The sequence below is a fragment of the Saccharospirillum alexandrii genome (assembly GCF_004000275.1).
GTDB lineage: Bacteria > Pseudomonadota > Gammaproteobacteria > Pseudomonadales > Natronospirillaceae > Saccharospirillum > Saccharospirillum alexandrii.
In genome coordinates this window covers 1-1,033 of record NZ_RCIP01000016.1, presented here as the reverse complement: position 1 = coordinate 1,033, position 1,033 = coordinate 1, and the positions used below count along the sequence as shown (strand labels likewise).

General features: G+C 42.5%; 3 protein-coding genes. 1 reads left to right on the top strand and 2 read right to left on the bottom strand.

What is annotated here, in order from left to right:
- Positions 1-215 (top strand): hypothetical protein (locus EP166_RS21380; protein WP_220432675.1); only part of this gene is annotated, 215 nt, incomplete at its 5' end.
- Here the strand turns inward: EP166_RS21380 and EP166_RS21050 are convergent.
- Together EP166_RS21050 and EP166_RS21375 are read right to left on the bottom strand one after the other, a co-directional pair.
- Positions 212-679, bottom strand: a complete 468-nt coding sequence (locus EP166_RS21050) for a hypothetical protein (protein WP_127560828.1) — start codon at positions 677-679, stop codon at positions 212-214. The genes EP166_RS21380 and EP166_RS21050 overlap by 4 nt on opposite strands.
- Positions 680-797: 118 nt before the next feature.
- Positions 798-1,033, bottom strand: a 236-nt coding sequence (locus EP166_RS21375) for a hypothetical protein (RefSeq protein ID WP_220432674.1), incomplete at its 5' end; no start/stop codon positions are given.

Below are 1,033 nucleotides of genomic sequence, written 5' to 3'. Positions count from 1 at the left end.
TCGGCCGGGGACCAGTGGTGCCGGTCGCTGTGTTTCAGGAAGACCTGGCCGAAGGGGCTGTAGTCCAAGCGCAAGGCGCCTCTGCCATCGCCATCGCCATCGCGCACTTGAACGGTACTGCCCAGGTGATTGCCGTAGAGGAACAGGTGGAGTTAGCTGGGACACCCACCACAATTACAAACTGTAACGGTGGGTGTCTACATAGTTCGTCTTAATTAACTCTTAAAATCATTTTTCCAGAGTGCTCTCGATCTACGAAATAGTTACTGTTTTCGTTTTCTATTGCATCTATTGCTGCTTTAATATCAAGCAAGGTCTCTACGTGTGAATCGCTTTTTTCAGCTTTTTTTAAGCTTGCTAGAGCATTAATTTCAAGTGAGTAGGCCAGCAACATACACGCTCTATAACGCACTACATGAGACTTGTCAGAAAGTGCTTCGAGCCCTAGCTGTACAGCCTCCGCAGAAGATCTTGCATATCGAATCGAGTGATAAACACAAGAGCTTCTAACTTGCCATTTCCTTGCTTCCCTATATTTTTCCAATAACATTTTAGGAAGTTGGTTGCCAAGCTTTCTTAGTTCTTTTATTGCATTCATCTCATTCTCCGAGCCTGAACCATCAAGCTCGTTTAAGAGTGAACTAACAGCTTTCTTTTCAGACATCGAATCTTCAATCATAAAAGGTTTAGCTCAACGTTCGCGTATCACTAGCCGGAAAACCATCGTTATAAATAGTTAAAATCTAGAAAAGCGATGGCATTGATAGTCGCTTAATATGGATGTCCAGATTACTCCTTCAACCGCTACTTATCGAGTATGTTTCCGGGAAAAACCTCAAGAGCAAATAGGCAATGGCAACAATTATTCCAAAACCTACCAACATACAGCATATCCACACCCCGAGCTTATTACTCTTATAGAGTTGAAGGTGCTTACGCAGATTAAAACCGCATTTAATATAGCCTTCAACAAAAAGTAAACCAATCCTTACAACACACACAAACGTTCCTAAAAATACTGCGAAAAGGAATA